This is a genomic window from Pseudoduganella sp. R-34 (assembly GCF_049904655.1).
Classification (GTDB): domain Bacteria; phylum Pseudomonadota; class Gammaproteobacteria; order Burkholderiales; family Burkholderiaceae_D; genus Rugamonas.
On record NZ_CP184572.1, the window covers coordinates 5,185,097 to 5,206,534 of the forward strand.

General features: G+C 62.2%; 23 protein-coding genes. 6 read left to right on the forward strand and 17 right to left on the reverse strand.

Going from position 1 to position 21,438, the window contains the following annotated elements; genetic code table 11:
- Positions 1-61 precede the first annotated feature (61 nt).
- Genes ACN9MW_RS23795 through ACN9MW_RS23805 form a run of 3 tightly spaced genes read left to right on the forward strand, consistent with a single transcriptional unit; the run spans position 62 to position 3,670 of the window.
- Positions 62-907 carry an MBL fold metallo-hydrolase gene (locus ACN9MW_RS23795; protein ID WP_426163360.1) on the forward strand — a complete coding sequence of 282 codons (846 nt, stop codon included), beginning with the start codon at positions 62-64 and terminating at the stop codon, positions 905-907.
- A gap of 10 nt (positions 908-917) precedes the next feature.
- Complete coding sequence (locus ACN9MW_RS23800) at positions 918-3,281, forward strand: GspE/PulE family protein (protein ID WP_426163362.1); 2,364 nt, start codon at positions 918-920, stop codon at positions 3,279-3,281.
- A complete protein-coding gene (locus tag ACN9MW_RS23805) occupies positions 3,278-3,670 on the forward strand; it encodes a VOC family protein (protein WP_426163365.1) in 393 nt (130 codons plus the stop codon). The genes ACN9MW_RS23800 and ACN9MW_RS23805 overlap by 4 nt, the downstream gene beginning before the upstream one ends.
- Here ACN9MW_RS23805 and ACN9MW_RS23810 read toward each other — a convergent pair.
- From ACN9MW_RS23810 to ACN9MW_RS23855, 10 genes are all read right to left on the reverse strand, one after another.
- Complete coding sequence (locus tag ACN9MW_RS23810) at positions 3,667-4,269, reverse strand: GNAT family N-acetyltransferase (RefSeq protein WP_426163367.1); 603 nt, start codon at positions 4,267-4,269, stop codon at positions 3,667-3,669. The genes ACN9MW_RS23805 and ACN9MW_RS23810 overlap by 4 nt on opposite strands.
- A complete protein-coding gene (locus ACN9MW_RS23815; RefSeq protein ID WP_426163369.1) occupies positions 4,257-4,817 on the reverse strand; it encodes a helix-turn-helix domain-containing protein in 561 nt (186 codons plus the stop codon). The genes ACN9MW_RS23810 and ACN9MW_RS23815 overlap by 13 nt, the downstream gene beginning before the upstream one ends.
- 71 nt (positions 4,818-4,888) lie before the next feature.
- Positions 4,889-5,899, reverse strand: a complete 1,011-nt coding sequence (locus tag ACN9MW_RS23820; RefSeq protein WP_426163371.1) for an anion permease — start codon at positions 5,897-5,899, stop codon at positions 4,889-4,891.
- 16 nt (positions 5,900-5,915) lie between these two features.
- Positions 5,916-6,542, reverse strand: a complete 627-nt coding sequence (locus ACN9MW_RS23825) for a DUF47 domain-containing protein (RefSeq protein WP_426163373.1) — start codon at positions 6,540-6,542, stop codon at positions 5,916-5,918.
- A 66-nt stretch (positions 6,543-6,608) separates the two neighbouring features.
- A complete protein-coding gene (locus ACN9MW_RS23830; protein ID WP_130312785.1) occupies positions 6,609-8,000 on the reverse strand; it encodes a replicative DNA helicase in 1,392 nt (463 codons plus the stop codon).
- Between the two features lie 96 nt (positions 8,001-8,096).
- Positions 8,097-8,549 carry a 50S ribosomal protein L9 gene (rplI, locus tag ACN9MW_RS23835; RefSeq protein WP_055931250.1) on the reverse strand — a complete coding sequence of 151 codons (453 nt, stop codon included), beginning with the start codon at positions 8,547-8,549 and terminating at the stop codon, positions 8,097-8,099.
- Between the two features lie 34 nt (positions 8,550-8,583).
- Positions 8,584-8,874 (reverse strand): 30S ribosomal protein S18, encoded by a 291-nt coding sequence (gene rpsR / locus ACN9MW_RS23840; RefSeq protein WP_057259638.1) that lies wholly within the window; start codon positions 8,872-8,874, stop codon positions 8,584-8,586.
- Between the two features lie 31 nt (positions 8,875-8,905).
- Positions 8,906-9,199 (reverse strand): primosomal replication protein N, encoded by a 294-nt coding sequence (priB, locus tag ACN9MW_RS23845; protein ID WP_028104934.1) that lies wholly within the window; start codon positions 9,197-9,199, stop codon positions 8,906-8,908.
- A gap of 18 nt (positions 9,200-9,217) precedes the next feature.
- A complete protein-coding gene (rpsF, locus tag ACN9MW_RS23850) occupies positions 9,218-9,598 on the reverse strand; it encodes a 30S ribosomal protein S6 (RefSeq protein ID WP_426163377.1) in 381 nt (126 codons plus the stop codon).
- Positions 9,599-9,838: 240 nt separating this feature from the next.
- The gene (locus ACN9MW_RS23855; protein ID WP_426163379.1) at positions 9,839-10,300 is read right to left on the reverse strand and encodes a hypothetical protein; all 462 of its coding nucleotides are present in this window, start codon (positions 10,298-10,300) and stop codon (positions 9,839-9,841) included.
- A gap of 130 nt (positions 10,301-10,430) precedes the next feature.
- Between ACN9MW_RS23855 and lexA the strand changes: the two genes are divergently transcribed.
- The 3 genes from lexA to ACN9MW_RS23870 all read left to right on the forward strand — a co-directional run bounded on the left by lexA (position 10,431) and on the right by ACN9MW_RS23870 (position 13,922).
- Positions 10,431-11,120, forward strand: a complete 690-nt coding sequence (gene lexA, locus ACN9MW_RS23860) for a transcriptional repressor LexA (protein WP_426163381.1) — start codon at positions 10,431-10,433, stop codon at positions 11,118-11,120.
- A 204-nt stretch (positions 11,121-11,324) separates the two neighbouring features.
- Positions 11,325-12,353, forward strand: a complete 1,029-nt coding sequence (locus ACN9MW_RS23865; RefSeq protein WP_426163383.1) for an alpha/beta fold hydrolase — start codon at positions 11,325-11,327, stop codon at positions 12,351-12,353.
- Positions 12,354-12,458: 105 nt separating this feature from the next.
- Entirely contained in the window at positions 12,459-13,922 is a 1,464-nt protein-coding gene (locus ACN9MW_RS23870; protein ID WP_426163385.1) for a hypothetical protein, read from the forward strand.
- 92 nt (positions 13,923-14,014) lie between these two features.
- Here ACN9MW_RS23870 and ACN9MW_RS23875 read toward each other — a convergent pair whose 3' ends face one another.
- The 7 genes from ACN9MW_RS23875 to trpA form a co-directional block, all read right to left on the reverse strand.
- The gene (locus ACN9MW_RS23875) at positions 14,015-15,244 is read right to left on the reverse strand and encodes a cystathionine gamma-synthase family protein (protein WP_426163387.1); all 1,230 of its coding nucleotides are present in this window, start codon (positions 15,242-15,244) and stop codon (positions 14,015-14,017) included.
- Positions 15,244-16,770 (reverse strand): amidophosphoribosyltransferase, encoded by a 1,527-nt coding sequence (gene purF / locus ACN9MW_RS23880; RefSeq protein ID WP_426163389.1) that lies wholly within the window; start codon positions 16,768-16,770, stop codon positions 15,244-15,246. The genes ACN9MW_RS23875 and purF overlap by 1 nt, the downstream gene beginning before the upstream one ends.
- A gap of 39 nt (positions 16,771-16,809) precedes the next feature.
- Positions 16,810-17,298, reverse strand: coding sequence for a CvpA family protein (locus ACN9MW_RS23885; RefSeq protein WP_426163391.1), 489 nt, complete (start codon positions 17,296-17,298; stop codon positions 16,810-16,812).
- A gap of 24 nt (positions 17,299-17,322) precedes the next feature.
- Complete coding sequence (locus ACN9MW_RS23890; protein ID WP_426163393.1) at positions 17,323-18,267, reverse strand: SPOR domain-containing protein; 945 nt, start codon at positions 18,265-18,267, stop codon at positions 17,323-17,325.
- Between the two features lie 11 nt (positions 18,268-18,278).
- Positions 18,279-19,568 carry a bifunctional tetrahydrofolate synthase/dihydrofolate synthase gene (gene folC, locus ACN9MW_RS23895; protein WP_426163395.1) on the reverse strand — a complete coding sequence of 430 codons (1,290 nt, stop codon included), beginning with the start codon at positions 19,566-19,568 and terminating at the stop codon, positions 18,279-18,281.
- A gap of 78 nt (positions 19,569-19,646) precedes the next feature.
- A complete protein-coding gene (accD, locus tag ACN9MW_RS23900) occupies positions 19,647-20,519 on the reverse strand; it encodes an acetyl-CoA carboxylase, carboxyltransferase subunit beta (RefSeq protein WP_090439030.1) in 873 nt (290 codons plus the stop codon).
- An 89-nt stretch (positions 20,520-20,608) separates the two neighbouring features.
- Positions 20,609-21,412 (reverse strand): tryptophan synthase subunit alpha, encoded by an 804-nt coding sequence (gene trpA, locus ACN9MW_RS23905; RefSeq protein WP_426163398.1) that lies wholly within the window; start codon positions 21,410-21,412, stop codon positions 20,609-20,611.
- Positions 21,413-21,438 lie beyond the last annotated feature (26 nt).

Below are 21,438 nucleotides of genomic sequence, written 5' to 3' on the forward strand. Positions count from 1 at the left end.
CTGCCGATGCCGGGCAAAAAAACGCTATCATCCCCTTGTCAATTCGACCATGGGACCCGTGATGAAATTCAAGTTCTGGGGCGTGCGCGGCTCCATCCCGGCGCCCGGGCCTCGTACGGTGCGCTACGGCGGCAACACCACTTGCATTGAAGTACGCAGCGACGACGGCACCCTGATCGTGCTGGACGCCGGCACCGGCCTGTTTCCGCTGGCGCAATCCCTGCTGGCCGATGCCAGGCGCCCGATCGAAGCCAACCTGTTCATCAGCCATAGCCACTGGGACCACATCCACGGACTGCCCTTCTTCTCTCCCCTGTTCCTGAAAGACAGCCGGGTGCGCCTGCACGGCGCCGGCGATCCGGCCAGCGGCAAGGGCATCGAGCACGTGATGGGGGTCCAGCTGCAGTACAGCTACTTCCCGGTCGGCGAAGCGCAGATGGGCGCAACCATCGAGTACCGCACGCTGGAGCCGGGCGATGCGGTCGAGGTAGGCGATGCCCGCGTGCGCCACGCGCTGATGAACCACCCGGTGACGGACCTTGGCTACCGCATCGAGTGCAACGGCAAGTCGCTGTTCTTCACCGGCGACCACGAGCCGCCCGGCAGCGCCGAACACGTAGCCGCCATCGATGCCATGGTGCAGGGCGTCGATGCGCTGATTGCCGACTGCTCCTACACGCGCGAGGAATATCCGTCCAAAGTAGGCTGGGGCCACGGCACTTTCGACAGCGCCCTGGCGCTGGCGCTGCGCTGCGGCGTGCGCCGCCTGTACTGCACCCACCACGAACCGACCCGCAGCGACGACGAGCTCGAAGCCGTTTTCGCCGACGCCATGGCGCGCCACGCCGGGCAACTGGACGGCCTGCAAGTGTTCCTCGCCTACGAGGGACTGGAAGTCAACCTTTGAGCCCGCAAGCATGAGCGAAACCGACCAACTGCCTGATACCAGTTCCAGCGCCGAAACCGAACGTCGCCTGGCCTTCTTCCGCAAGCTGCAAGCCGTCACCACCAAGATCCACGCCACCAGCAACCTGGACGAAATCATGCTCGACCTGGGCATGGAGTTCTGCGACCTGTTCGAATGCGACCGCTTCACCCTGTATGCGATGAACGACGAGAAGAACTATATCGTCTCCAAGGTGAAGACCGGCATGACCAGCTTCCGCGACCTCAAGCTGGCCATCAACGCTTCCAGCATTGCCGGCTACGTCGCCATGACGCGCCAGACGCTGAACATCCGCGACGTCTATGACGCCGACGAATTGCGCCGCATTTCGCCCGAATTGCACTTCCAGCAGGGCGTCGACCAGCGCACCGGCTACCGCACGCGCCAGATGCTGGTGGCGCCGCTGGTGGCGATGGCCCATGACCGCCTGCTGGGCGTGGTCCAGTTCATCAATACGCGCAACGGCCAGCCCTTCTCGTCCATCGCGCTGGAAGGCGTGCGCCAATTGGGCGACACCCTGGCCGTGGCCTTCAGCCAGCGCCTGAAACCGGCCCCGCTGCCGCGCACCCGCTACGATGCGCTGGTGGCCGACAGCGTGCTGTCGGCGCAGGAACTGGAGCAAGCCCTGCGCACCGCGCGCGAGAAGGAAGCCGATGTGGAAGCGGTGCTGGTGCAGGACTTCCACGTCAAGCCCGCCGTCCTCGGCGCAGCGCTGTCCAAGTACTACACCATCCCGTACGAGCCGGCGCGGCCCGACCGCGTGCGGCCGGTCGACCTGCTGAAAAAGCTGCCGCTGCAATACCTTGAGGAGTCGGGCTGGCTGCCACTGGAGGAGAACCGCGACGGCCTGCTGGTGCTGACCATCGACCCAGACCGCGTGATGCAGTCGCACATCGTCAACCAGGTGTTCCCGCGCGTGCACGTCAACTATCGCGTCACCACGCGCGCCGAATTCACACAGACCCTGGGGCAGTTCTTCGGCACCGGCGATGCCACCAGCGTGGACGAACTGCTGTCCGGCATGGGCGAGGATGGCGACAGCGACGTCGAGGCGCCGCAGGAGGTATCGGAAGCGGTCGAGAACGAGCTGGTCAAGCTGCTCAACAAGATCATCGTCGACGCGCACCGCCAGGGCGTGTCGGACATCCATATCGAACCGCTGCCGGGCAAGGGCAAGACCGGCATCCGCTTCCGCAAGGACGGGGTGCTGGTGCCCTACATCGAAATCCCAGCCTCCTACCGGGCCGCCATGGTGGCGCGCATCAAGATCATGTGCGACCTCGATATTTCCGAGCGCCGCAAGCCGCAGGATGGCAAGATCAAATTCAAGAAATACGGCCCGCTCGACATCGAATTGCGGGTGGCCACCATCCCTTCGGCCGGCGGCGTCGAAGACGTGGTGATGCGTATCCTGGCGGCAGGCGAGCCGATCCCGCTCGACAAGCTGGGCGTGCTGCCGGCCAACCTGGACCGCCTGCGCGCCACGGTGGAAAAGCCCTACGGCCTGTTCTTCGTATGCGGCCCGACCGGTTCCGGCAAGACCACCACCCTGCACTCGGTGCTGAACTACCTGAACACGCCCGAAACCAAGATCTGGACCGCGGAAGACCCGGTGGAGATCACGCAGAAAGGCTTGCGCCAGGTGCAGGTCAACCGCAAGGCCGGCCTGGAATTTTCCACCGTGATGCGCGCCTTCCTGCGCGCCGACCCGGACATCATTATGGTCGGCGAGATGCGCGACAAGGAAACCGTCAGCATGGGCATCGAAGCTTCGCTGACCGGCCACCTGGTGTTCTCCACCCTGCACACCAACAGCGCGCCGGAATCGGTGGTGCGCCTGCTCGACATGGGCATGGACCCGTTCAATTTCGCCGATGCGCTGCTCGGCATCCTGGCGCAGCGCCTGGCCAAGCGCTTGTGCGGCAATTGCAAGGAGGCTTACCAGCCGGGCGAAGCGGAACTCGACCTGCTGCTGTCTGAATACTGCGAAGAACTGCAGAACACTTCCGCGTTCCAGCGTGACGCGCTGGCCGCGCGCCAGCAGGTAGTGGCCGGCTGGCGCGAGCGCTATGCCGACGCCGAAGGCCGCTTCACGCTATACCGGCCGGTCGGCTGCGAACAGTGCAACAAGGGCTACCGCGGCCGCGTCGGCCTGCACGAATTGATGATCGGCACCGACCGCGTGAAAAAGCTGCTGCAGGAGCATGCGCGCGTCGCGCAGTTGCTGGCGGCCGCGCTGGAAGACGGCATGCTGACTTTGAAAATGGACGGGATCGAAAAGGTCCTGCTGGGTATTACCGATATCAAGGCCGTGCGCCAGGTGTGCATCAAATGATCTCCCACATCTTTCTGGGTGCCGCCGATTTCGAGGCAGCCTTCCGCTTCCATGGCGCCGTGATGGCGGCCTTGGGCCACAAGCTGCGCTTCCGCGACGATACGCGGCCCTGGGCCGGCTGGCAGCCGGCACAAGGCGGCCGTCCGCTATTCCTGGTCGGCCGCCCGTTCGACGGCCAAGCGGCAGGCGCCGGCAACGGCCAGATGGTGGCCCTGGCGGCGCCATCGCGAGCGGTCGTCGACGCCGCCTACGCCGCGGCGCTGGCCCATGGCGGCAGCTGCGAAGGGCCGCCCGGCCTGCGACCGCACTACCATCCCGACTATTACGGCGCCTACTTCCGCGACCCGCACGGCAACAAGCTGTGCGTGGTCTGCCACGACCCGGCCTAAAGCGTGCGGCCGCTGTCGCCGGTGATCGCCTGCAGCGTGCCATCCAGTTTCGCTGTCAACGCCAGCGCATCCGCCTCGCCCGGCAGCAGCTTGTACATGAAAGTCGTCGCGCCAAGGCGCCCGTCCGGCATGGTGGCGAATTGCGGGATCTCGCCGCAGCGCTCATAGCCAAGCTTCAGGTACATGCCTTCCGCCGGTTCACCGCTGCAGGTGTCGAGCACGATCAGGGTGCGGCCCAGGGCACGCGCTGTCGCCTCCGCGTGACGCACCAACGCCTGCGCCACGCCTTGGCGGCGGGCGCGCGGGTGCACCAGCATCTTGGACAGTTCTGCGCGGTGGCGGCTGTTCGGCATGGCGGCCAGCACCAGTTGCAGCGTACCGTCGATCCGCCCGTCCGCGCCGCGCACGATGAACAGCCGGCGCTCGCCGCGCCCCACGGCGTCATGCAGGCCAAGCCAGAACGCCCGCGCCTCCTCGCGCGGGCATGGCAGTTCGAATCCTACGCTGGCGCCGGCCAGCACGCAGGCACGCAGCACTTCCGCCAATTGATCGGCGTGCGCCAGCAGTCCGGCGCCATCCAGTTGTTCTATGGTTCGCATATCGCAATCAGGTAATGGGCCTGGTCCGGCCCGGGACAGGAAAAACGCGTCGCACCATGCAGGTGGAAGCGCAGGCAATCGCCCGGCTGCAGCCGGTGCAGGCTGCCGTCGATGGTGTAGTCCAGCACCCCCGACAGCATCCACATATGCTGCTCCAGGCCATTCACCGGCGGCTGCGCGTATTCGATCACGGCGCCGGGCGGCAGCCGTCCTTCGATCATCTCCGCCCGGAAGCCGCGCGCCGGCGGCGACACCATGCGGCGCACGAATCCGGTGGCCGGATCGTGCCACTCGGCCTGCTCGGCGCGGCGGATCAACTGCACCGGCGCCTGCTCCACTTCCGCGATCAGGCGCGACATCGGCATGCCGTAAACAGCGCACAGCTTGCCCAGCATTTCCGCCGTCGGGCTGGTTTCGCCGCGCTCCAGGCGCGACAAGGTAGCGCGGCTGATGCCGCTCTGCGCAGCCAGTTCCTCCAGCGACAGCATGCGCTCTTCGCGCAAGCCGGCCAGGCGCCGCACCAGGCGGTCTTCGAATGAATTTCCCATAATTGAGAATATATCCCAATTTTGAGAACTTGTGAGCAAAATAAAAGGGCGCCGCAGCGCCCCTTCGGGAATTACATGATGTGCTTGCCGACCCACCATGCCACCGCCGCCACGAAGGCGGAAGCAGGAATGGTAAAGATCCAGGCCCACACGATATTTCCTGCCACGCCCCAGCGCACGGCCGACATCTTCTGCGCCGAACCCACGCCGACGATCGCGCCGGTGATGGTGTGGGTGGTGGAGACGGGAACGCCCCAGAAGGACGCCATCAGCAGGGTGATCGCACCGCCGGTTTCGGCGCAGAAGCCGCCCACCGGTTTCAGCTTGGTGATCTTCTGGCCCATGGTCTTGACGATACGCCAGCCGCCGAACAGCGTGCCGAACGAGATCGCGCCGTAGCAGGCCACGATGACCCACACCGGCGGCGCCGCGTCGCCGGCAGCCACATGGCCGGAAGCGATCAGCAGCATCCAGATGATGCCCATGGTCTTCTGCGCGTCGTTGCCGCCGTGGCCCAGCGAGTAGCCGGCCGCGGACAGCAGCTGCAGCCGGCGGAACCAGCCGTCAACTTTGCGCGGGGTCGATTTCACAAAGACCCACGACACGATCAGCATGATCAGCGAACCAAGCACGAAGCCCAGCAGCGGCGCCACGACGATGAACACCACGGTCTTGATCAAGCCGCCGGAGATCAGCGCGCCGGTACCGGACTTGGCCACCGCTGCGCCCACCAGGCCGCCGATCAGGGCGTGCGAGGACGAGGATGGAATGCCGTAGTACCAGGTGATCACGTTCCAGACGATCGCCCCTATCAGCGCGCCGAAGATGACGTAATGGTCGATCACCGAGGGTTCGATGGTTCCCTTGCCGATGGTGGTCGCCACTTTCAGGCCGACCACGAATATCGCGATGAAGTTGAAAAAGGCAGCCATCATCACGGCGGTCTGCGGTTTCAGCACGCCGGTGGACACCACCGTGGCGATCGCATTCGCGGCGTCGTGGAAGCCGTTCATGAAGTCGAACACCAGTGCGAGGAAGACCAGTGCCCCCAGCGCCCAGATGCTAATTTCGAGGTTGCTCATGAAATGATCTTTTTAATTATGCGTTTTCGACGATGATGCCTTCGATGATGTTGGCAACATCTTCGCAGCGGTCGGTGACGGTTTCCAGGATCTCGTAGATAGCCTTCATCTTGATCAGGTTGCGCACGTCCGGTTCGTCGCGGAACAGCTTGGACATGGCAGCGCGCATCACGTGGTCGGCGTCCGATTCCAGGCGGTCGATCTCTTCGCAGATGCCGACGATCCGGGACGCATTGTCCATGTTCGACAGCAGGGCCACGGCATCCTTCACCTTTTCGGTGCAGGCCAGGACCAGTTCGGCCAGGCGCTTGGCTTCCGGGGTGACGGAGTGCAGGTCGTACAGCGACACGGTCTGGGCGGCGTCTTCCATCAGGTCCAGGATGTCGTCCATCTTGGTGATCAGCTTGTGGATGTCGTCGCGGTCCAGCGGGGTGATGAAAGTCTTGTGCAGCAGGTCCACCGCCTGGTAGGTGATCTTGTCAGCCTGCTTTTCGATGCTTTCGATGGCGTGGACACGGTTTTCCAGGTCGTCGAAATTGGCCATCAGGCCCAGCATCTCTTTGGCGCCCTTCACGCAAAGTTCGGCATGCTGGTTAAACATGTCAAAGAATTTGCCCTCCGAGGGCATCAAGCGTCCAAACATTTTTGTTCTCCGTTGGTTGATTCGTAGATACTGCAGCATGGCCACCCAGCGTGGCCCGCCTGGTAATCAGTCGCCTTGGTAGATCGACAGGTTACCGGTGTAATTGCCAAACTTGGTGTACGCACCGATCCAGGTCAGGCGCACCGCACCGATTGGACCGTTACGCTGCTTGCCGATAATGATCTCGGCGGTACCTTTATCCGGCGAGTCCGGGTTATAGACTTCGTCGCGATACAGGAAAATGATCACGTCCGCGTCCTGCTCGATAGCGCCGGATTCGCGCAGGTCGGACATGACGGGACGTTTATTGGGACGTTGTTCCAGCGAGCGGTTCAGCTGGGATAGCGCAATGACGGGGCAATGCAGCTCTTTGGCCAGTCCCTTCAGGGAACGCGAGATCTCGGAGATCTCGGCCGAGCGGTTGTCGCCCGGCTGGCTGCCCTGCATCAGTTGCAGGTAGTCGACCACGATCAGGCCCAGCTTGCCGCATTGGCGGGCCAGGCGGCGCGCACGGGCGCGCATCTCGATCGGGTTCAGTGCCGGGGTCTCGTCGATGTAGACCTGGGCTTCATTCATTTTCTGGATGGCGTGCGTCAGGCGCGGCCAATCCTCGTCGATCAGTTTGCCGGTACGCAGGCGGTGCTGGTCCAGCAGGCCGACCGAGCCAAGCATACGCATGGCCAGCTGCACGCCGCCCATCTCCATCGAGAACACGGCGACCGGCAGGCCCGCCTCCACCGCCACGTTTTCGGCGATGTTCATGGAAAATGCGGTCTTGCCCATTGATGGCCTGCCAGCAACAACCACCATGTCGCCAGGCTGCAGGCCGGAAGTCATTTTATCCAGGTCGGTCCAGCCGGTCGGCACGCCGGTGATTTCGGAGCTGGAGTCGCGCGAATACAGTTCGTCGATACGCTCCACCACCTGGGTCAGCAGCGGCTGCACCGGCAGCCAACCGGCGGCGCCGCGCGAACCGGCTTCGGCGATGGCGAAAATCTTTGCTTCCGCCTCGTCCAGGATCTGCTTCACGTCCTTGCCCTGCGGGCTGAAGGCGTTGCCCGACACTTCGTCGGCCACGGTAATCAGCTTGCGCAGCACGCCGCGGTCACGCACGATTTCCGCATAGCGGCGGATATTGGCGGCCGAAGGGGTGTTCTGCGCCATGGCGTTCAGGTAGGCCATGCCGCCCACCTCTTCCGCCTTGCCCAGCATGCTGAGGGCCTCGAACACGGTCACCACGTCGGCCGGCTTGCCCGAGTTAATCAGGCGAATCATCTGCTCGAAGATGATGCGGTGGTCGTAGCGGTAGAAGTCTTCCGCATTCATGAAGTCCGCAATACGGTCCCACGCCGCGTTGTCACGCAACAAACCACCGATGACAGATTGCTCTGCCTCGATCGAGTGCGGCGGGATGCGGAGGGAATCGACTTGTGGGTCGGACTGGGGTGCGGCGTTCATGGCGCGCATTATACCTGCTTCGGCAACGCCGTAATAATCCCTGAAAATAAAAAAAGCCGGGCGAACCCGGCTTTCTTGCTGTATTTACGACGCTGATTAAGCAGCTTCGCCAACAACAGCCACGGTCACTTCTGCGACCACGTCGGTGTGCAGGGCAACAGCCACTGGGAACTCGCCGGTGGTCTTCAGAGGACCGGTTGGCAGGCGCACAGCGGACTTTTCCACTGCGAAGCCGGCTTTGGTCAGGGCTTCAGCGATGTCGAAGTTGGTCACGGAACCGAACAGGCGGCCGTCAACGCCGGCTTTCTGCGACACGGTCACGGTCATGCCGTTCAGCTTCTCGCCTTGGGCTTGGGCAGCAGCCAGCTTGGCGGCAGCAGCTTTTTCCAGTTCGGCGCGCTTGGCTTCGAATTCAGCAACAGCAGCAGCGGTAGCGCGGCGTGCCAGTTTCTGAGGGATCAGGAAGTTACGGGCGTAGCCGTCTTTCACTTTCACCACGTCGCCCAGGTTGCCGACGTTAACAACTTTTTCCAGCAGGATGATTTGCATATTAATTCTCCAGGATCTCTGATCTGATCGCTAATTAAGCGTGGTGCAGATCGGTGTATGGCAGCAGGGCCAGGTAGCGGGCGCGCTTGATCGCGGTGTCAACTTGACGCTGGTAGTGCGCCTTGGTGCCGGTCAGGCGTGCTGGCATGATCTTGCCGTTTTCCTGGATGAAATCTTTCAGGGTGTCTACGTCTTTGTAGTCCACTTGCTCAACGCCAGCGGCGGTGAAGCGGCAGAACTTCTTGCGCTTGAACAGTGGGTTTTGTTGCTTGCGCTTTTCTTTCAGCTTGAGCTTGTTTTTGTCGAACTTTTTACCGAATGCCATTTTAGGCTCCTGTATTTAAAAATTGCGCTGTTTAGACAGCACGAAAATCAATGATGTGAAACACCAGGGTTCTGCTATTGCGGTTCTTCTTGGCCAGGAAACCGGTGAACTCGTACAAGCCTCCAAGGGGCGCCTGACTGAATCGTTTTGACAACTCACCTGCCGCAACGGCAGGGACTTCAAACTCGGTCAGTCGGGCAATGCCTGCCTCTGTCTGCTGCGAACTGTGCTGCAAGCTTGCATTCACAATCGGCAGGCCGGCCGGGGTGTATCGAATCTCATCCCGTTCGGCGATCAGGGCGGTAACCCGGAGCTGGTTGTACAGACCGTCTCCTGTCAGGAATTACGCCGCTACAGGAGCTGCTGGGGCTTCGGCGCGATGGCTCTTGGCCGCGTCTTCACGCTGGACCGACTTCATCATCGGGGAAGGAGCGGTTTCCGCTTTCTTCATCTTGACGGTCAGGTGACGCAGCACGGCATCATTGAATTTGAATGCGGTTTCCAGCTCAACCAGGGTCTCGTTGTCGCATTCGATGTTCAGGCAGATGTAGTGTGCCTTGGCCAGTTTCTGGATCGAGTACGCCATTTGACGGCGGCCCCAATCTTCAACACGGTGCACGTTACCGCCGCGCGAGGTCACGCTGGTCTTGTAACGTTCGATCATCGCGGGCACTTGCTCGCTTTGGTCCGGGTGGACGATAAATACGATTTCGTAGTGACGCATTAATAACTCCCTTAAGGACTGTGAATATAGCCCACCCCGGCGTCAAGACGGGTGTGGGAAGAGGTAAGCCCGCAAGCATAGCAGACTTTGCCGGCCGGCTCAAGGTTTACTGATGGCGCGCAAAGCCCCCTGCCCGCTGGGCTGGCATGCCGGGGCATGGACCAGTCGACGCCGCCTGGAAGCTGCGCCCTTGCATTGCTCCGGGTAAGAACGCTGGATGACGCGCTGCTTGCCTGCGGCTTAATCGCCTGAGGCTTCGCCCCTCGCCGCCATGGCAGGCTGCGTCGCCTCAGACGATTGCAAGATCCCGGCGAGGAACCCGAGCCCGGCCGCCAGCCAGACCAGGGAGGCGACCACATCAAACGTCCACACACGATCGGGGAATTTGTACAAGTAAGGCACCACCAGCAGCCCGCGCAGCAGGCAAATCGCAGCAATCGTGCCCTGCGCCATTTGCGCAAATGGCAACCAGCGCAAGCGCCCTGCGCCAGCCAGCGCATACAAGGAGCAGATCAACATCAAGGCCCCTATGACTACCGCGCCAGCCGGCGCGAACCACGTCCCGGCGCGGGCTGATGCAACGACCTTGGGCGGCGCCTGCAGGAAGGCATACCACTCCGGCCCCAGCCAAGGCGCCGCGAAATGAATCACGGCACCGAACAAGGAAATCCCCGCCGCCAGCAAGAAAGCAAACCGTCCCATCCTGCCCTCCAATGGTTGTCGAAACATTATTAAGCCGAATATTTTCTGTCATTGCAACAAATTTGCTTGCAATTCCTTTCATACTGTACAAAAATACAGACTGTCTATATCCACAGTTCACCATAGCGCCATGATCAAGCTCACAGCACGACAAGAACAGATCCTCAACCTGATCAAGGATGCGATCGACAGCACCGGCTTCCCGCCTACCCGCGCCGAAATCGCGGCGGAGCTTGGCTTCAAGTCCGCCAATGCTGCAGAAGAACACTTGAAAGCCCTGCAACGCAAGGGCGCCATCGAAATTACCGCCGGCACCTCGCGCGGCATTCGCCTGACCGGCAACTTCGGCGGCCCGGCGACCGGTGCAGCAGCGCCGCGCCCGGCCGCTCGTGCCAATGTCGAATTCGACGACATGCCAGCCGTCCCGGCCGGCATGCTGGTTTCCCTGCCGCTGATCGGCCGCGTCGCCGCCGGCTCGCCCATCCTGGCCCAGGAAAACCTGGAGACCACCTACAGCGTCGACCCCAAGCTGTTCTCGGCCAAGCCGGACTTCCTGCTGAAGGTGCGCGGTGAATCGATGCGCGACATCGGCATCATGGACGGCGACCTGCTGGCCGTGAAAAAGACCGACAGCGCCCGCAATGGCCAGGTCGTGGTGGCCCGCATCGGCAACGATGTCACCGTCAAGACCTACCGCAAAACCGGCAGCAAGATCGAACTGCTGCCGGAAAATCCGGACTTCAAGGTGATCACAGTGACCGAAGAAGACGACTTCGCCCTGGAAGGCCTGGCCGTTGGCCTGATGCGAACCTGGCACTAAGACCGTCCTGCGCTCGGGGTGCGACGTGCGCCCTGGGCCTTTCTCCCGCGCTGGCCCGGCTGGCGCAATCCCTGCCCCTCCGCTGGCCCGCGCGCCGTTTTAAGCCAGCCTGCGCCCCCATTTCTGCATTCTGTCGCACTCGGGTTCCAAGACAAGGGCCGCTCGAGTTATCCTTCTTGCATCGAAAAAAGGAGAGGAGATCACATGCACGTCCGCCGTATCAGCTCGATCCTGTGCGCCTTGGCGCTGTCCATTTCCACCGCATACGCCGCCGCCCCGCAACAGCAGTTCGCCAACATGGGCGACCTGCAGCTTGAAAACAAAGCCACCATCAACGATTGCTCGATCGGCTACCGTACTTTCGGCACCCTGAACGCTGACAAATCAAACGTCATCCTGTTCACGACCTGGCACACCGGCACCAGCCGCGATGCGGCAGGGATGCTGCAAAGCGGCGCCCTGTTCGATCCGGCGCCATGGTACGTGATCGTGGTCGATGCACTGGGCAATGGCGTATCCTGCTCCCCTTCAAACAGCAAGACCCAACCCGGCCCCTCCTTTCCGCAGTTCTCGGTACGCGACATGGTCGCCAGCCAGCACAAGCTCCTGACCGAAAAACTGGGCATCAAGCACCTTCACGCCGTCATGGGCTACTCGATGGGCGGCATGCAGGCCTTCCAATGGGCCGCCAGCTACCCGGGCTTCATGGACGTAGCCATTCCCATCGCGGGCACACCGCGACTGACATCGTCCGACATGCTGTTCCTGCGCATCGTTGAAAAGTCGGTACTTGACGAGCCAGCCTACGCAGGCGGCCGCTATGCCCAGAACCCGGCGCTGCCAATGTATAACCTGCTGTTCGCAATGAACTTCGACAGCCCGGCGCATCGCAGCGCACGCACCGCGCCGAAGGACTTTGAAAAATTCTTCCGCGAGAGCCAGGCCTCCGATCCTGACGGCACTGACGCCAACAATTCCCTCTGGCAGATCCGCGCTGTACTGGGCCACGATATCGCCCAGGGCGGCAAGCTGGAAGACGCGGCGCCGCGCATCAAGGCGCGACTGGTCCCGATCAATGCAGCCCAAGACCACTTGGTCAACCCTGGGCCGGCAATCGCCTTCTCCAAGCTGCGCAAGGAAGAAGCCACCGTGCTTGACACCGACTGTGGCCACGCAGCGCTGCGCTGCGCCATGCCTGCCATGAAGGCCGTTGTGGAAAAAGCGCTACGCTAAACCTGCAGCCTGTCTAGCCAATCCTGCATTTCGTCGCAGCCACGCTCCCCGGGTGGCTGCGCTCACTTACAGTCACAAAAAGCACACCACAACCGGGGAGATTTGATGTTCAAGCCTTTCTGCATCGCAGCTGCGATGCTGGCGGCGCAATCCGCGTTCGCCTTCGACAACCAGGCCAACCACTACCGCCTCAGCATCGACAAGGATGCCAAACGCGCCCACGTCGAAGCCGACGTCTGGGTCGAGGGCCGCGACCTCGCGCTGTTCAACTGCATGCCGATACCGCAGCTCAAAAACGGCCAGGCCGACCTGATCGAAAAACTGCAAGTGCACGACATGGCCGGCAATGCCGTCGTCCTGAAAGACAAGGGCGAAGGCGAATACGACGTGGACGGCGACCGCCGCCTGCGCCTGTCTTACGACATCCGGCTGGAGCACGACAAATACCAATGGCCGGGCGGGAACGAAGAAGTGTCCTATCACACCGACGAAGGCTTGATGTCGGTCGGCTATCCCTTGTTCATCGTCCCCGGCGAGAAAATGCTCGGGCAAACCGAAGTCACATTCGACCTGCCGATAGGATGGAAAGCCAATACGCCTTGGCGCAGCACCGGCAAGCCGGGCACCTTTTTGGTCGAGTCGCGGCGTGAACTGGTGAACAACGCCTTCTTCTTCGGCACGGCTCACGCGGAAACCTTCAAGGCGGGCGGTGTTGAAATGACGCTGGTGATGGGCAAGCAGTACTGGAAGCGGCGCGACGCCTTCATCTCCATGATCGACAAGCAGATGAACAGCTACCAGAAGCTGTATGGCCGCGGACCGGTCGCCGACCGCTTCCTGATCGTGATCAACCAGGGCGATAGCGGCGACGGCGGTGCGTTTGCCGGCTCCTTCAGCCAATACCTGAAAGACGACGGCAGCGAAGTCGCCCGTCCGATCTGGGGCAAGGTAATGGCGCACGAACTGGCCCATTTCTGGGATGGCCACTCGCTGGTGCCGAAGAACGAAAGCGAAGAGTGGTTCAAGGAAGGGGTGAACGACTACGTCACCGTGATCACCATGGCGCGCAACAAGCTGATGGACCGCAGCATGCTGATCCAGCAGCTGGAAAATCTCGCACGCGGCCAGAACGTCGCGCGCAACGTGCAAGGCTTGACCGTCACCGTACGCGAAGCGGTGAAGGACAAGCACCGCAACTGGCTGCTGGTCTACGGCGGCGGCACGATCGCCGGCCTGGCGATGGACGTCGAACTGCGCAAGGCCAGCAAGGGCAAGGTCAGCCTCGACACGCTGCTGAACGAGATGTACAAGGAGTTCGGGCGCAAGGGCAAGCAATACGACCAGGCCGATATTGTCCGCATCGGCAAGGCGATCAGCGGCGTCGACCTCGACCCGCTGCTGAACAACATCGTCGCCACCAGCAAGGCGCCGGATCTGAGCCCGCTATTCAAGGAGATCGGCCTGCGCCTTGAGCAATTCGGCATGCTGGAAACCTACCTGCTGCGCGATCCGGCCGCGACCGCCGAACAAAAGGCCCGCTTCAGCGCCATCTTCGGCGTCCCGTACTAAATAAAAGTCGGGGTCAGGTCTGGCAATCCGCCACGTTTTTCGCATGGCGAAAAACGTGGCGGATTGCCAGACCTGACCCCGACTTTCGTTTCTTAATCCAATGCGTTCTTGAAGTCGGCGATCAGGTCGGCGGTATCTTCGATGCCGACGGAGACGCGAATCAGGCTCTCGGCGATACCCATCGAAGCGCGGCGTTCGGGGCCCATCTCGTAGAAGATGGTGTGCGAGACCGGGATCACCAGCGTACGCGTGTCGCCGAGGTTGGAAGTCGGGATCGCGAGCTTCAGCTTGTTGAGGTAGTCGAAGCAGTCGATGCCCTCCTTCAGCTCGAAGCTCAGCAACGAGCCGAAGTCCTTGAACAGCTCCGCTGCGATGCCATGCTGCGGGTGCGATTTGAGGCCCGGGTAGTACACGGCTGCCACGCGCTCGTCGGCTTCCAGCATTTCGGCCAGGGCGCGCGCGTTGGCCGACGTGCGGTCCATGCGCAGTGCCAGCGTTTCGGCGCCGACGGCGATATGGTGTGCAGCTTCCGGCGCCAGCGATGCGCCGAAATCGCGCAGCGCCTTGGCGCGGATTTGCACCAGGCCCCACTGCACCGCTGGATTTTTCTTGTAGTTCTCGAAGATATTCGGGAACCTGGTCCAGTCGTAAGCGCCGGTGTCGGTCAGCGCGCCGCCCAGAGCGTTGCCATGGCCGCCGATGGATTTGGTCAGCGCATTCACCACCAGGCCCGCGCCCACGTCCTTCGGCCGGAACAGGTAGGGCGACGTCATCGTGTTGTCGACGATGTACAGGATACCGCGCGCGGCACACAGTTCACCGATGCGTTTGAGGTCGGCGATCTGGGTGCGCGGGTTGGCGATGGTCTCCACGAACACCATGCGGGTTTCTGGCTTCAGCGCCGCGGCTACGTTTGCCACGTCGGTGGCGTCGACAAAGTCCACGCCCACGCCCTGCCCCGCCACGGTCTGCCACAGCGAGTTGGTATTCCCGAACAGGAACGACGACGACACGACATGGTCGCCGGCACGCAGCAGCGCCTGGAACACGGCGCCGATGGCGCCCATGCCCGTGGCAAAGCAGATCGTGCCCACGCCCTGCTCCATCTTGCTGACCTTGTCCTCCAGCGCGGCAACCGTCGGGTTGCCCTGGCGGCCGTAGCGGAAGCCCGGCTCCTTGCCCTGGAACACCGACGCCAGCTGGCGCGCGTCGGCGTAGCCGAACGTCACCGAGGTATGGATCGGCTTATGCAGGGAGCCGTGTTCGATGCCTTTCTGGCGGTCGTTGTGCAGGATGGTCGTCGTGAAGCCGTAGTTCTTCATCAGGATTCCGTCGTAGCAGTGTTCAGGTTCAGTTGCGTGCGTGCCGCGTCTTCGGCAACCTTGGCCTTGGTCGGGTTGTGGCGCGCCTGTTCGATGCGGTCCAGGTACTCGGCCGACACGTCGCCGGTGATGTACTTGCCGTCGAAGCAGGAGGCCTCGAACTCGGTCAACGCCGGGTTCACGTCGGCGATCGATTTCTTCAGATCTTCCAGGTCCTGATAGACCAGCGCGTCGGCGGTGATTTCCTTGCAGATTTCGTCCAGCGTGCGGCCGTGGGCGATCAGTTCGTCGCGGGTCGGCATGTCGATGCCGTACACGTTCGGGTACAGCACTGGCGGTGCGGCGGAGGCGAAGATCACTTTCTTGGCGCCGGCTTCGCGCGCCATTTGCACGATCTCGCGCGAGGTGGTGCCACGCACGATCGAATCGTCCACCAGCAGCACGACCTTGTCCTTGAATTCGTCGCCGATGGCGTTCAGCTTCTGGCGCACGGATTTCTTACGCATTGCCTGGCCCGGCATGATGAAGGTGCGGCCGATGTAGCGGTTCTTGATGAAGCCTTCGCGGTAATCCACACCCAGGCGCATCGCCAGCTGGATCGCGGCAGGACGCGAAGAGTCAGGGATAGGCATCACGACGTCCACGCCTTCGGCCAGGCCTTCGCGCTTGATCTTGTCGGCCAGGTATTCGCCCATCTTCAGGCGGGTGTTGTAGACCGAGGCGCCGTCAATCACCGAGTCGGGACGCGCCAGGTAGACATATTCGAACACGCATGGATTCAGTTTTGGCGCAGCGGCGCAGATCTGCGCATGCAGCTGGTTGTCGTTGTCGATGAAGATCGCTTCACCCGGCAACACGTCGCGCACGAAGCGGAAGCCCATGCCTTCCAGCGCGACGGATTCGGATGCGATCATGTATTCGGTGCCGTCGGCGGTTTCGTTCGCCCCCAGGCACAGCGGGCGGATGCCGTTCGGGTCGCGGAAGGCCAGCATGCCGCTGCCTGCGATCTGCGCCACCGCGGCATAGCCGCCGCGCACGCGCTTGATCAGCACCGTCACCGCCTGGAAGATGTTGGCCGGGGTCAGGGTGACGTCCGTGGAGGCTTTCTGGATCTCGTGCGCCAGCACGTTCAACAGCACTTCCGAATCGGAATCGGTGTTGATGTGGCGGCGGTCGTTCTTGAACATCTCGTCCTTGAGCTGTTCCCAGTTGGTCAGGTTGCCGTTGTGCGCCAGCGTGATGCCGAACGGCGCGTTGACGTAGAACGGCTGCGCTTCTTCTTCGCTGGAGGAACCGGCGGTCGGGTAGCGGCAGTGGCCGATACCGGAATTGCCGTTCAGCGAACGCATATTACGGGTACGGAACACGTCGCGCACCAGGCCATTGGCCTTGTGCATCGAGAACGTGTTGCTTTGGTTGGTTGCGATGCCTGCCGCATCCTGGCCGCGGTGCTGCAACAGCAGCAGCGCGTCATACAGCATCTGGTTGACTGGTTGGTGGGATACGACGCCGACGATGCCACACATGGTGTGCTCCTAAACTTGGTGCTGCGGATTTAAAGAATTCTAAAAATGGACATGCTCCGCCATCGCGGCGGGCAGGAATGGTTTTACGGTACGCACGCCGGATTCCGCCATGGGACTCAACAGCGCGCCTTTCCAGAATTCCTGCTTGGGCATGGAGGTCATCCCACACAATATGACGCCGGCCAGCACAATCACAATGCCCCGGCCGAGCCCGAACAGGGCTCCCAGGCCGCGGTCGGCGAACGACAGGCCGCCGGCTTCGATCAGCGCATTGATTGCCATGGTCAACAAGGCCATGAGGATGAGCACTCCGATAAACAGCGCAATGAAGGCAACGATCAGGCGCACCACCTCGCCCGGCAGGGCTTCCGGCAGCATGGGCGCAAGCCATGGACCGTAAACGTTGGCGATGACGAAGGCAACGATCCAGCCAGCCAGCGACAATACTTCCTTGACCAGGCCGCGCATGGTACTGATGACGATGGATGCGATCAGCACGAAAATAACCAGGTAATCGAAAATCGTCACGTCAGCGCAGCCTCAAATCGTCAGTCAGGCCGGGGTCACGTTGCCGCTAAGGCCCAGTTTGCCCAGCTTGGCTTTGACCTTTTCGGCCTCTTCCTTGTTCGGGAATGGACCGACTCGCACGCTGGTCAATTCGCCGTTGGCGGTGTTGACTTTCTGCGCATAGGACTTGATGCCGGCTTCGCCAAGCTTGCGCTGCAGCTCGTCCACTTTGTCTTTGGTCGCGAAGGCGGCGACCTTGACCACGTATTTGGTCGAAGGCGCTGCTTCGGCTGGCTTGCCTTCCAGGATAGCCATGGCGCGCGCATCGTCAGTGTGGGCAGGCTTGGCTTCCTGTTTAGGTTCCGGTTTCTTTGGTTCAGGCTTCGGTTCGGGATGCTTCACCTCGGCCTTGGCGACTTTCTGCTCGGTCGCTTTCGGTTCGGCCGCTTTTGGCGGCTTCGGAGTTTCGGTCACGGCCGGCTTGGTCGGCACGTGGACAATCTCTTCGCCTTTATCCAGCGACGCGCCCGCTGCGGCAACAGGAGCCACGGTACGCGTCGATGGCGACGCGGAGACTGGCTTGTTGGCCGCCGGAGCTGGCGCCGGGGCAGGCTGCTCGAGCGCAGGCGCCACGGCAGGGCCGCCATTCAGCGGTTCGCCCGGCTTGTCCTTCGACGGCATGCTGATGGCGATATCGGACACCGATGATTTCGGCTCCGAGTCGAGCAGCATCGGCAGGCCGATGGCAACGGCCAGCGCCAGCGCGATCGCGCCTACCAGGCGACGGCGGGCGCGTTTCTTCTCCGGCAGGACCGGATCGGGGGAATTTTTGCTGGAATTGCGGCGCGGCGCCGCGTCGGCGCCAGCGCTGGATGCGCGCTTGGAACGGGCCTTTTCGTCCAGGGCCCTGTCGTCCTGCGCGCGGTAGTAGCCGCTGTCTTCACCAGCAGCATCTTGCTTGTTTTTGCCAAATTTCGATAACAAGCCCATGCGGAATGTTCTCAGTGGAGTGAGGATTTTTTCGCCGCCATGACGCCGGCGACAGTCAGAAATGATCCAAAGACCACAATTCTATCATTCTCGCCTGCCCTGCTCATCGCATTTGCGAATGCCTGGCCTGGATCATCGAAAATATTGACGGTTTTTTCGTCCATTTTCGGCTCAATTAGCTGCACCTTGGCAGCCAGCTCGGAAGCGGCGGCTGCGCGCGGCGATGGCAAATTGGTAAGGCACCAATGGTCCACGCATGGCGCCATGGCCTTGATGACGCCATCGATATCCTTGTCGTGCATGGAACCGAACACCGCGAAGGTAAATGGGCTGAAGCCCATATTGCCTACGTTCTGCGCCAGCGCCGCCGCCGCGTGCGGGTTGTGCGCCACGTCGTAGATCACCGTCGGACGGCCTGGCAGCACCTGGAAGCGGCCCGGCAGCTCTACCATCACCAGCCCGGTACGCACCTCCTGCGCGCCAACCGGCAGTTCCATCTTCAGCGCCTCCAGGGCCGCCAGCGCCGCGCAGGCGTTCAGCAACTGGTTGGCGCCGCGCAGGCCGGGATAGGCCAGCGAATTGCGGCGCTGCGACCGGCCGCCGTAGTTCCACTGCTGCTTGTCGCCCGCATAATTGAAATCGCGGCCCATCAGCCAGAGGTCAGCGCCGATTTCCATGGCGTGGTCGATCAGGGACTGCGGCGGCACCGGGTCGCTGCAGATCGCTGCCTTGCCGGTGCGGAAGATGCCGGCCTTTTCAAAGCCGATCTGTTCGCGCGTACCGCCCAGGTAATCGACGTGGTCGATATCGACGCTGGTCACGATCGACACGTCGGCATCGATCACATTGACCGCATCCAGGCGGCCGCCCAGGCCAACTTCCAGGATGACCACGTCCAGCGTCGCCTGCGACATCAGGTGCATGATGGCCAGTGTGGTGAACTCGAAATAGGTCAGCGAAATATCGCCGCGCGCCCGTTCCACGAAATTGAAGCTCTCCACCAGTTGCTCATCGCTGGCCATGTCGCCGTTCAGGCGCGCACGCTCATTGAAGTGCAGGAAGTGCGGCTTGATGTACAGGCCGACACGGTAGCCGCCTTGCAGCAGGATCGATTCCAGCATGGCGCAGGTCGAGCCCTTGCCGTTGGTGCCGGCCACCATGATGACCGGGCACTTGAAGGCAAGCGCCATGCGTTCCTTGACGGCGCGCACGCGGTCCAGGCCCATGTTGATGACGGTTTCGGCATGGCGCGACTCGATCAGCGCAAGCCATTCAGGGAGGGTATTCGGGAGATTGGACATTATCGCCAGGGAGGGATTTTTGGGCGCGCAGCGCAGGAGGCTGCGCGCGCCGGTGATACTTAAAACTCGACGTAAAGCTTAGGCCAGCACTTCCGCGGCCTGGTTCTGCATCAGCGCCAGCAGGCGTGCGATTTCTTCGCGCATCTGGCGGCGGTCCACGATCATGTCGATCGCGCCCTTGGTCAGCAGGAACTCGGAACGCTGGAAGCCTTCCGGCAGCTTTTCACGCACGGTATTCTCGATCACGCGCGGGCCGGCAAAGCCGATCAGCGCCTTCGGCTCGGCCATCACCACGTCGCCCATGAAGGCGAACGATGCCGACACGCCGCCCATGGTCGGGTCGGTCAGCACGGAGATGAACGGCAGCTTCTTCTCGGCCAGCTTGGTCAGCATGGCAGTGGTTTTTGCCATCTGCATCAGCGACAGCAGGCCTTCCTGCATACGTGCGCCGCCGGTGGCGGTCACGCAGATGAACGGCACCTTCTGCTCCAGCGCCACCTGGGCCGCGCGGGCAAAGCGTTCGCCCACCACGGAACCCATGGAGCCGCCCATGAATTCGAATTCGAAGCAAGCCACCACAACCGGCAGGCTCATGATCGAGCCGCCCATCGCGATCAGGGCGTCGGTTTCACCGGTGGCTTCCATCGCCTGCTTCAGGCGATCAGGGTATTTCTTGCTGTCCTTGAACTTCAGCGTATCGACCGGCAGGGTCTCCTGGCCGATTTCATAACGGCCGCCGGCGTCCAGCAGTGCATCCAGGCGCTCGCGGGCGCGGATACGCATGTGGTGGTCGCACTTGGGGCAGACGTGCAGGTTCGACTCGAGGTCGGTACGGTACAGCACTGCCTCGCAGGATGGGCATTTCACCCACAGGCCTTCAGGCATTGTCTTGCGAGCGGCAGCTTCCGAGCGCTGGATGCGCGGTGGCAGCAATTTTTCCAACCAGCTCATAAATTTCTCCTCTTGCACTAACTTAGGCCGGAAGTGTAGCCGGTTCTGCCTGTCCTGTCGAACAAAACAGGCAGAACATTGCTCTCAAATCAACGGTTTTCGTCGAGTGCCTGGCGAATGCCGGAAACGAACGATCGTACTGATTTTGCAGCATTTTCCGGGCCGGCCGCTTCGATTTCCTGGATGATGCGGCTGCCGATCACCACCGCATCGGCCACCGAAGCCACAGCCTTGGCCGTGGCGCCGTCGCGGATGCCGAAACCGACGCCCAACGGCAGCTGGACGTGCTTGCGGATCATGTCCAGCCGGCGCGCCACGTCTTCGGTATCGATATGGCCGGCGCCGGTGACGCCCTTCAGCGACACATAGTACGTGAAACCGCTGCCGACGCGCGCCACTTGCTGCACGCGCTGCTCGGTCGACGTCGGGGCCAGCAGGAAGATCAGGTCCTGCCCTGCCGCGCGCATCTTGGCGGCGAATTCCTCGCATTCTTCCGGGGGGTAATCGACCACGATCGCGCCATCGGCACCGGCGGCGCGGCTGGCGTCGATGTAGGCGTCGGCGCCGAGGCGCTCGATCGGGTTGGCGTAGCCCATCAGGACGACTGGGGTGGTCGTGTTGGTTTTGCGGAATTCGCGCACGAAGTCGAAGCAGTCGCGGATGCCGACGCCGTTGGCCAGCGCACGCTCGCAGGCGCGCTGGATCACGGGACCTTCGGCCATCGGGTCGGAGAATGGGATGCCGAGTTCGAGAATGTCGGCGCCACCCTCGACCAGGGCGTGCATCAGTTCCACGGTTTTGCCGGGCTGCGGGTCGCCTGCGGTGATGAAGGTGACCAGGGCTTTCTTGTTTTGCGCTTTCAGGGCGGCGAAGGTTTGTGCGATACGAGTCATGTTTTTTCCTTTCAAACCGGTAAGGC

Excerpts from the sequence above, each read along its gene's own strand:
- ACN9MW_RS23810 (WP_426163367.1), bottom strand. The coding sequence starts at position 4,269 with ATGCGAACCATAGAACAACTGGATGGCGCCGGACTGCTGGCGCACGCC.
- ACN9MW_RS23890 (WP_426163393.1), bottom strand. The coding sequence starts at position 18,267 with ATGGGCTTGTTATCGAAATTTGGCAAAAACAAGCAAGATGCTGCTGGT.
- lexA (WP_426163381.1), top strand. The coding sequence starts at position 10,431 with ATGATCAAGCTCACAGCACGACAAGAACAGATCCTCAACCTGATCAAG.
- ACN9MW_RS23825 (WP_426163373.1), bottom strand. The coding sequence starts at position 6,542 with ATGTTTGGACGCTTGATGCCCTCGGAGGGCAAATTCTTTGACATGTTT.
- ACN9MW_RS23800 (WP_426163362.1), top strand. The coding sequence starts at position 918 with ATGAGCGAAACCGACCAACTGCCTGATACCAGTTCCAGCGCCGAAACC.
- ACN9MW_RS23830 (WP_130312785.1), bottom strand. The coding sequence starts at position 8,000 with ATGAACGCCGCACCCCAGTCCGACCCACAAGTCGATTCCCTCCGCATC.
- ACN9MW_RS23815 (WP_426163369.1), bottom strand. The coding sequence starts at position 4,817 with ATGGGAAATTCATTCGAAGACCGCCTGGTGCGGCGCCTGGCCGGCTTG.
- trpA (WP_426163398.1), bottom strand. The coding sequence starts at position 21,412 with ATGACTCGTATCGCACAAACCTTCGCCGCCCTGAAAGCGCAAAACAAG.
- accD (WP_090439030.1), bottom strand. The coding sequence starts at position 20,519 with ATGAGCTGGTTGGAAAAATTGCTGCCACCGCGCATCCAGCGCTCGGAA.
- ACN9MW_RS23865 (WP_426163383.1), top strand. The coding sequence starts at position 11,325 with ATGCACGTCCGCCGTATCAGCTCGATCCTGTGCGCCTTGGCGCTGTCC.
- rpsF (WP_426163377.1), bottom strand. The coding sequence starts at position 9,598 with ATGCGTCACTACGAAATCGTATTTATCGTCCACCCGGACCAAAGCGAG.
- ACN9MW_RS23820 (WP_426163371.1), bottom strand. The coding sequence starts at position 5,899 with ATGAGCAACCTCGAAATTAGCATCTGGGCGCTGGGGGCACTGGTCTTC.
- ACN9MW_RS23795 (WP_426163360.1), top strand. The coding sequence starts at position 62 with ATGAAATTCAAGTTCTGGGGCGTGCGCGGCTCCATCCCGGCGCCCGGG.
- folC (WP_426163395.1), bottom strand. The coding sequence starts at position 19,568 with ATGTCCAATCTCCCGAATACCCTCCCTGAATGGCTTGCGCTGATCGAG.
- ACN9MW_RS23805 (WP_426163365.1), top strand. The coding sequence starts at position 3,278 with ATGATCTCCCACATCTTTCTGGGTGCCGCCGATTTCGAGGCAGCCTTC.
- ACN9MW_RS23855 (WP_426163379.1), bottom strand. The coding sequence starts at position 10,300 with ATGGGACGGTTTGCTTTCTTGCTGGCGGCGGGGATTTCCTTGTTCGGT.
- purF (WP_426163389.1), bottom strand. The coding sequence starts at position 16,770 with ATGTGTGGCATCGTCGGCGTCGTATCCCACCAACCAGTCAACCAGATG.
- ACN9MW_RS23870 (WP_426163385.1), top strand. The coding sequence starts at position 12,459 with ATGTTCAAGCCTTTCTGCATCGCAGCTGCGATGCTGGCGGCGCAATCC.
- rplI (WP_055931250.1), bottom strand. The coding sequence starts at position 8,549 with ATGCAAATCATCCTGCTGGAAAAAGTTGTTAACGTCGGCAACCTGGGC.
- rpsR (WP_057259638.1), bottom strand. The coding sequence starts at position 8,874 with ATGGCATTCGGTAAAAAGTTCGACAAAAACAAGCTCAAGCTGAAAGAA.
- ACN9MW_RS23875 (WP_426163387.1), bottom strand. The coding sequence starts at position 15,244 with ATGAAGAACTACGGCTTCACGACGACCATCCTGCACAACGACCGCCAG.